Below are 7948 nucleotides of genomic sequence, written 5' to 3'. Positions count from 1 at the left end.
AACCGCGGTTCAATACTCTGTGCCCGGAGATATTTCCGGATCGTATTGCGTGACAGTCCCGTCCGGCGTTCGATCTCGCGGATCGGAAGATGATCCCGGCAGTGCCACCGACGGATCACACTCAGAAACTCCATGTCAATCACTCCTCAAACCCCCAGCAGATGCTGCCGGGGAGTGTGAAGGCATGGGTCAAATCTCGATGAAAATTTCCGCCCTACCCGGGTCAGTTCTCAGTGAAAATCAACAACTGGGATTCATTGATCATGACAGCCGAAGTCTTTGGCGGAATTGGCTTCCTCGCGATACTGGGCATGGGGATTTCGGCGCTGGGTAAACATGACAGAAAACAGAAATCAGATGCGCAGAAAGAAAGGCAGCGTCTGCAGGATCTGTACAACCAGCGCATCAACACAGGCTTTGACGCCATCCGCGAACACGCCCGGACACTGGGCCTGAAACGATGGCAGCTCATCTCCTATGACGACTATGGGACGCCCCAGTACGGCAAATGGTACCGGGAAATCGATTATTTCCTCAACACCGTCATCTGGACGCTGCCGGCCCTGCAGGGCATCAATCGTCAGGCCAATCCACAACTGGATGAAAACTACCGCAAGGCCATCATCTAGGCAGCCGCCGCCAACCAGCCCAACCAGAACGGAGATATCCCGTTCAGCGACGACATGGACCCGTATGCCTACGAACGTGCCTGCGCCCAGGTGCTCACGAACGAAGGCTGGAACGCCCGCGCCACGGTCGGCAGCGGGGACCAGGGCGCCGACGTAACGGCCGAACGCAATGGCATCCGCATCGTCCTGCAGTGCAAGCTTTACAGCAACGCCGTCCCCAATTCCGCGGTCCAGCAGGTCGCGGCTGCGCGCCTGCACTACGCCGCGCAATACGCCGCCGTCGTCTCCAACGCCCGATACACTGCCTCGGCCCAGCAGCTGGCCCGCACCACCAATGTGACGCTCCTCCACCACGACCAGCTTGCGGCATGGGCAGCTTCGCTGAATGGCATGCCTGACAATGTGGAGCCTATCCGGGCATGATGCCCGGACCTTAAACCGACCTCCCACTGAATACCGGCGAACGGTAGCGCATATCGCTGGACACTCACGAGTGAAGCGATCCCACTTGACGGTACGTCAAAAACTTCCTAATTTTCCTGTGAGGACTAGATTACGGTGCCGCACGATGCAGAACGTCGCAGATTGCAGAACGCTATCACGCAAGGGGCAAGGATCGTATGGACAGCCCATGCGAAGGAACGTTCACAGGAACGCCATATCTCCAAGCTGATCGCGGAGCGCGTGCTCCGTCGCGGCAACATTGATCAAATCGAAGCACCACTGAACGGTGATGAAGCCTGGCGCGTGGTCGGGACCGATAATGACGGTCGCCGGATAGGCGTGGTTGTCACTCTGAAAGATGACGTCTGTATCATTCGTATCATCACGGTCATGGCGCTCCGCTGAAAGGAAGAATTCATGTTCAGAACACTGCCCTCGTACGAGGAAGACGGCCTGGGGCTGCCTTACGCGGTGACGCTGATTGACGCCGCGGAAGAGGAAATTGACGAAACCACCGGGGAAGTGATCGGGGTTTCCGTGCCCGACATGGAAGGGCTTGCGGCCGCCGTGGCGATGGCGCGCGTCCTGATCCCGACCGGCCTGCTGCCGCAGGAGATCCGGTTCCTGCGCGACGTGCTGGACCTGTCCTCCGGTGCGATGGCAAAGATCCTGATGATGGACCCGGCTACCTATTCCCGTTGGGAGAATGGCAAGCAGCAAGTCGGCCAGTGGGCGGACAAGCAGATGCGCATGGTGGTGGTGACCACGCTACGCGACCGTTTCCCGCATTTCAGCGTGGACCCGAAAACCGTGACATCGCTGTCCCCCATCAAGCCACGTGCCAGCCAGACCGCTCCACGGATCCGGATGGTCCGGCGCGCCCTACCCGCTCAGGTCACGCAACTGGACGAGTGGGATACGATTCCTAAGGCCATGGCTGCCTGATCCCAAGCGCCATTGTAGCGATAGGGGCAACCACAGGCACGTCATAAGCATCCCTGCCATGCCATCCCGTTAACCCGCTCCCGAAATGTTCTGTGATATCGGACATGCAGAACATCGGGGGCTGGGAACCTTGACGACAAGACTGCGACACGTTGTTGGCTTGGCTGCCGCCATGCTTCTTTTCTCGGTTGCCGGAGCCCACGCTGATTCCGTTGCCATGCCCTTGGATGCCATGCCCTCGGACGACAGCGAAACACTACCGCCCATCACACGAACTGGCGGTCTATACAGCCCGCCGGGTAACTGGCTCACACAGCGTCTCAAAAACTCCAATATTCTGATAACCAGTTCAAAATCTTCTGATGCCGAACTGGCTGTCGTGGTGTTGCCCTCGACGCATGAGGTCGTTCTGACAGGTATTGCTTTGCGGCCAGATGTGTATGATTTTTCCCTCCTCTTTCCCGACCTGAAGATCGACCTGCCACTCGCACGACGCGATTACCCTTTCAGGTTCAATTCAAGTATCAGCGATAATACCGCTACCATCTTTGCCAAGTCGATCTCAGCGTCAGACCTCCCCGCCGTCATCCATGACCTGACCAAACAGAACAACGTCGAAATCACGTTCAATGGTAGGCAGGAGGACTTTTCCCTGATCGGATCATCCAGCGCCATCGGCACCCTTGCCAAAGCAGCTGAAGATCAGGGCACCGCTTTGCCGCAGCCCTTCAATCCATTCCCCAAGACCGCCGTCCCGTCTCTGTCCAACACAGCGCCGGAAGTGCAGGCGGTTCCCAGGACCGATAATAATTCCCTGCCTGATGCCTATCCCGAGACAGCGCAGAACACCGACTATACGCCGTGGGTGATCACCGGAATCATTGCGGGCGCGATTGGCACCCTTGCATTTGGCGGAATGGCAATAGCCGATGCAGGCAAGCGGGAGCGGCAAAGGATCGCAGCCGCCGTCGCCGAACGGCAGCGTCTGCAGGATCTGTACAACCAGCGCATCAACACAGGCTTTGACGCCATCCGCGAACACGCCCGGACACTGGGCCTGAAACGATGGCAGCTCATCTCCTATGACGACTATGGGACGCCCCAGTACGGCAAATGGTACCGGGAAATCGATTATTTCCTCAACACCGTCATCTGGACGCTGCCGGCCCTGCAGGGCATCAATCGTCAGGCCAATCCACAACTGGATGAAAACTACCGCAAGGCCATCATCCAGGCAGCCGCCGCCAACCAACCCAACCAGAACGGAGATATCCCGTTCAGCGACGACATGGACCCCTATGCCTACGAACGTGCCTGCGCCCAGGTGCTCACGAACGAAGGCTGGAACGCCCGCGCCACGGTCGGCAGCGGGGACCAGGGCGCCGATGTAACGGCCGAACGCAATGGCATCCGCATCGTCCTGCAGTGCAAGCTCTACAGCAACGCCGTCCCCAATTCCGCGGTCCAGCAGGTCGCGGCCGCGCGCCTGCACTACGCCGCGCAATACGCCGCCGTCGTCTCCAACGCCCGATACACTGCCTCGGCCCAGCAGCTGGCCCGCACCACCAATGTGACGCTCCTCCACCATGACCAGCTTGCGGCATGGGCCAGATCACTCAACACAAAACCGAATAATGTTGAACCAATCCGGGCATGACACAGGAAATTATTCCAGAACTATTCTTAAATTCATAAAACGCAAAAATATGGGTTGAGTATTAATGTATATAATTTTGACGATTATAGGTTGTGTAATTGGTTATTTTTACATTTCTGCTGGTTTTTCTCAAAAAGACAAGCCTGATAGCCTCAAAGATGACCCAAGAGTAAAGAACCTTTTGTGGATAATTGGACCTTCAGTTTGTATTTTCACCACTGACTGGAATCAATACGTTAGTGATATAAATAAAACAGAATTATTTAAATGTTATATAGGTGGGGTATTAGGAGGAATTATCTTAACATTATTATTGACTTTTTTTATATATATTTGGAAATAAAAGAATTATCAAAAACATGCGTAAATATTAAAAAGAGTTCATATGACTTATATATGACATATATGTACCATGGGTACAACAAATACCGAGAACGTGTCTCTTCTATAATGTCTTCTCAAAACGTTTCAAAAGAAGAGATAATCCCTGAAATCCTTGATAAAGTAGGAAAATCAATAGCGACAGCTTACGCTTATGCTCGTGGCGCATTAAATCGTCACGATTTAGAAGAAATACAAGGTGGGACAAAAAAAGTTATGGGTGCTATGGCCGACGTTGTACGCCTAATCGCCCCTAACAGTGACCAACTGAACATAAATGTAAATTTTATGCTCAAGGTACCAGAACCGCCCAGCGATGTCCCGCCTGAATTTATGATCCATAAGAAAGAAAGTTATTCCAGTTTCCTTCTGCTCATACGTTATGACAACGGGAATGGTTTCCGCATATGTCTTCCTCTGGAAAGTTCCACCAAGACAAATTATTCACTACCAAACGCGCCTGCCTGCTTTGCAGAAGGAGAACCTAAACTATTGAATAAAAATAAGATTAAATTTCAAAATAAGGTACCCAAAGATGTTCAAGAGCAAGTCAGAAAATTCTTTAGTGAGTCCAAATACGAAAGTGTGCTTTCCTTACCACTGTGCTTAGCGCAGGGAAGCAATGAATCTATCGGGGTTGTGAACATTGAATCCAACCGTATTGATATAATAGGGAATGGATCAAAACAGACACTAAGGATTGCAAATTCATTGGCTCCCCTATGCCTTATTTTGGCCACACTGGCTGAAGCTGAAAGGAAAATGTTATGAGTGGTTCATCATTTTATCAGGACCTTCAGCGTATATTTAACGGTGATGCTAAGGTGGCTGAACGACGGTTGAAAGAGTTGCATACTTTTTCGAAAAGACGCCCTTTTGAACATAAAGAGACACAGACAGATCGTGCTTCTCCCATTCGCCAGTACTACGACAAAGCATTCCCTCGTCGAAAATAGCTTCGGTCTGCATAGAATGGCCGCGCTAGATCACCAGCGATACGCGGCGACGGAGATGGTCCATGATACCACGATGATCGTGATCAGGTAGTGGTCGTCGCCGGTCTGATCAACATACCAGACAGCCTGCCAGCCCCCTATTTTTTACGACCCGTGTGCCGCCGACGCCGGGGCGCCTATATGATCGCGGCCCATGCGCGCACCCGGGCGCGTTCCTCGCGGACCAGCAGCCAGATCAGCGCGCGCCACATCCTATGACGCGGCGCAATCATGCCGGGCCCTCACGCCCAAGCACGATAAAGCATTTTCTCACCGGTTTCGGATCCCGCAGTTTTCCTCCGTTCTCCCTGGTCGCCATGACCTGCCGCTTGAAGGTGTCGAACGGCATCTCGCGGATTGCACCCAGGAAGGCAGGATTGTCGTAATGACGCAGGAAGCTGGCCCGGGCCTCGCTTTCGCTGCCAAAGCCAAGCATGGCCTTTTCCTCGTCCTTCTTGCGAAAATCAGGCGGCGCCATGGTCTGGATGATCCAGACACGTCGTGACTTTTCATCCGGTCCGATGAACACGTCATAATGGTCGCCGTCTGCCCCCACGGTGCCCCGGATATATCCGTAATGGCACGTCATGGTGGTAGCCCATTCCTTGCCGCCATGATCGCGACCGCGCCGGACACTCCCGGCCTCATTCTCGATCGTGATCGGCAGGCCTCCGAACTCGGTTTTTGTCTTACGATAATTTCCGGCCCGCTTCTGCCCTTCCGTGGGTTCATGGAAGCATGACAGGGGATGCTGCGGCATGGCTTTCAGGAGGATCAGCATGGCAGACCGCCTCCGCGCATGCCGATTTGCTTGCAAGCATGCATGTCAGCCTCCGAACGCGCTGTAGGTCTGTCCCGCTTTTGCGCCATAGACCATGATGGGGCCGCTGACTGGCCCCCACCGGAATATGCCGGGGTTCGTCGCCGATGCCGGATAGACGGCAATCGCTGTGGAACCCAGATCGCCCCCCGAGCATCCCGTCAGGCAGATATACTCCACCGCCGCAGAAGTGTTCTGGAACACGCCGCCATGATTTTGGGTGTCCGCCGGGAAAATCTCCTGCCATGTGGCTGCGGCCACGATCGCCGGAGCCTCGGGCATCATGGGACTGGATGGCCCCACGCTCGCCGCCAGGGCAAGCACAGGGCAGGCCAGAACCGCAAGGAAAGTCAGAAAACCGCGCATAATCGCTTCGCTCCATGATGGAGCCCCATCATGCCGTCACGACAGAAACGTGTTTTGCATGCATGCATGCAATCTGACTATGTCGGTTGCTATGCGTCCGATGCGCCGACCGGCTTGAGGCCGTGCTTGCGCAGTATCCCGTCCATCCAGTTGACGAACGCGGGAGAGACGTCCGGCCCCGGATCCGTCACCGTGACCCAGCTGCCCCGGCAGTTCGGGTGCTGGACGCCGGCGGCTGGCCACCACATCTCGTTTTCGCTGCGGGGCATCAGCCCTTCGTCGGTACGACGCCGCGAGGCGGCAGAGCGCCCGATATTGGTTTTCCCGACCCAGACCTGCGTCTGTCCGTTCTGCTCCGGCGCGTCGGGCGCGACGACGGTAAAGACCTTCCCGTTGATCGATTTGCAGAACGCGCACGCGCCGCGATAGGCCTCCACGCGCTTGACCCGCTGCCCGGGCGAGAGGGTGGCGATCAGGCCCTGGTTGCAGGCTTCCCCTGCCTCGGTGACCGCAATGCGCCGAAAATCTCGGTTCAGTTCCCCGAACGCATCAAACAGGCTCTGCCGCAGGGCAGTGAACTGACCCTGCTTCATCCCGAACATCTGCGCTTCCATGTGCTGGATGATCAGGTTCTTCATCTTGTGCCGCGCCACGTCGGAGACGGCAGAGATGTTCTCGGCCGCACGGGCACGTGCGATCTCAATGGTCTTCATTTCGACCGGCGTGAGGATCTTGCGCGGGACCGCACCGAACCCCGTGGGCATGTATTCCGCCATTTTCGCGATGCTTTCGGCATCCCGGATGCCCCGCGCCTCGAACGCGGCCTGCGCCTTTCCCGCCAGCGTTGCGCGAACCGTCAGCCAGTCGCCCCAGTCCACCGCGACATCATGCGGCAGGTATTCCTGCATCAGCAGTTCGACCAGCAGCATCCAGTCATCCAGGGTGTAATCCTCGGGAGGATGCCGCTCCAGATGCGCACGCGCCTCCTGCTCCTGTTCAGGCGTCCACCGTCCCCATCCAGGAGATAGCGCCTTCTGGAGCGAGCCTGTGCCCTTACCGGTAAGGATCTGGCCAAAGCGGTCCTGCAACTGCTTCAGGACCGCCTGATATTTCTGGGTGAACAGTTCGACCAGTCTGCGGATGATCGGATTGGGAACGTCATCCCACAGCATGGTGGGGTTCCGGGCTGGCGTTTCCGTCGCGGACTTGAACAGGCTTTCCAGCGCATCATCGCACTGGCAGGACGCTATACCACCGATATCGACCAGGATTTCCGCGCGCCTGGTCATGCGCACCGGCGATTGGGCAGCAGGATCAGAACACGAGCGGCAGGAATCAGCCCTTTCGTGAGGCGGCCGCGTCGGCTTCCGCCCGCATCTGCCGCGCCTTCCTGACGCGTTCCTCCAGAGCCTTCTCCGCCTCCGGAGACAGCTTCACGCGGCTCTCCCTGGCTATGTCCACCGTGTCCGGATAATCCCACGTTTCGGGATTTTTCAGTACGGTCATCTTTCTTCTCCGATATCAGGGCAGGCGGACTGCCCCGCGCCACCAGATTGCTGCGAAATGACCAGCTGTCCGCCAGGTTGTTGATTTTCACTGAGAACTGACCTGGGTTTTTCATCAGGAATTGACCCAGCCATCTGCTATTTCAGGCATAGTCGGGCGGGCGGTCAAGAAGAGGATCTGTCCTTTCTGTTTTTTGAGGCGGCGG

10 protein-coding genes are annotated in these 7948 nt (G+C 56.1%); 6 read left to right on the top strand and 4 right to left on the bottom strand.

Features of this window, described 5'->3' with window-relative positions:
• The first annotated feature begins 263 nt into the window (after positions 1–263).
• The 6 genes from KMAL_RS15470 (at position 264) to KMAL_RS17015 (ending at position 4827) form a co-directional block, all read left to right on the top strand.
• A complete protein-coding gene (locus KMAL_RS15470) occupies positions 264–629 on the top strand; it encodes a hypothetical protein (protein ID WP_146044243.1) in 366 nt (121 codons plus the stop codon).
• A 54-nt stretch (positions 630–683) separates the two neighbouring features.
• Positions 684–1052, top strand: a complete 369-nt coding sequence (locus tag KMAL_RS15465) for a restriction endonuclease (protein WP_110096400.1) — start codon at positions 684–686, stop codon at positions 1050–1052.
• Positions 1053–1187: 135 nt separating this feature from the next.
• Positions 1188–1478: a DUF4258 domain-containing protein gene (locus KMAL_RS15460; protein ID WP_167400175.1), complete on the top strand. Its 291-nt coding sequence runs from the start codon at positions 1188–1190 to the stop codon at positions 1476–1478.
• Positions 1479–1490: 12 nt separating this feature from the next.
• The gene (locus KMAL_RS15455) at positions 1491–2018 is read left to right on the top strand and encodes a hypothetical protein (RefSeq protein ID WP_110096398.1); all 528 of its coding nucleotides are present in this window, start codon (positions 1491–1493) and stop codon (positions 2016–2018) included.
• 172 nt (positions 2019–2190) lie between these two features.
• Positions 2191–3675 (top strand): restriction endonuclease, encoded by a 1485-nt coding sequence (locus KMAL_RS17460; protein WP_219811428.1) that lies wholly within the window; start codon positions 2191–2193, stop codon positions 3673–3675.
• Between the two features lie 396 nt (positions 3676–4071).
• A complete protein-coding gene (locus KMAL_RS17015; RefSeq protein ID WP_146044242.1) occupies positions 4072–4827 on the top strand; it encodes a hypothetical protein in 756 nt (251 codons plus the stop codon).
• Positions 4828–5280: 453 nt separating this feature from the next.
• Here the strand turns inward: KMAL_RS17015 and KMAL_RS15445 are convergent, their stop codons facing one another.
• The 4 genes from KMAL_RS15445 to KMAL_RS17375 form a co-directional block, all read right to left on the bottom strand.
• The gene (locus tag KMAL_RS15445; protein ID WP_110096397.1) at positions 5281–5832 is read right to left on the bottom strand and encodes a hypothetical protein; all 552 of its coding nucleotides are present in this window, start codon (positions 5830–5832) and stop codon (positions 5281–5283) included.
• A 45-nt stretch (positions 5833–5877) separates the two neighbouring features.
• Complete coding sequence (locus KMAL_RS15440; RefSeq protein ID WP_110096396.1) at positions 5878–6237, bottom strand: hypothetical protein; 360 nt, start codon at positions 6235–6237, stop codon at positions 5878–5880.
• 89 nt (positions 6238–6326) lie between these two features.
• On the bottom strand, positions 6327–7526 hold the full coding sequence (locus tag KMAL_RS15435; RefSeq protein WP_110096395.1) for a hypothetical protein: 1200 nt from the start codon (positions 7524–7526) through the stop codon (positions 6327–6329).
• A 46-nt stretch (positions 7527–7572) separates the two neighbouring features.
• A complete protein-coding gene (locus KMAL_RS17375; RefSeq protein ID WP_167400174.1) occupies positions 7573–7743 on the bottom strand; it encodes a hypothetical protein in 171 nt (56 codons plus the stop codon).
• Positions 7744–7948: the final 205 nt, after the last annotated feature.

The organism is Novacetimonas maltaceti (assembly GCF_002906255.1).
Lineage (GTDB): Bacteria > Pseudomonadota > Alphaproteobacteria > Acetobacterales > Acetobacteraceae > Novacetimonas > Novacetimonas maltaceti.
The sequence above is the reverse complement of the archived record's forward strand: the minus strand, read 5'-3'. Positions and strand labels throughout refer to the sequence as shown.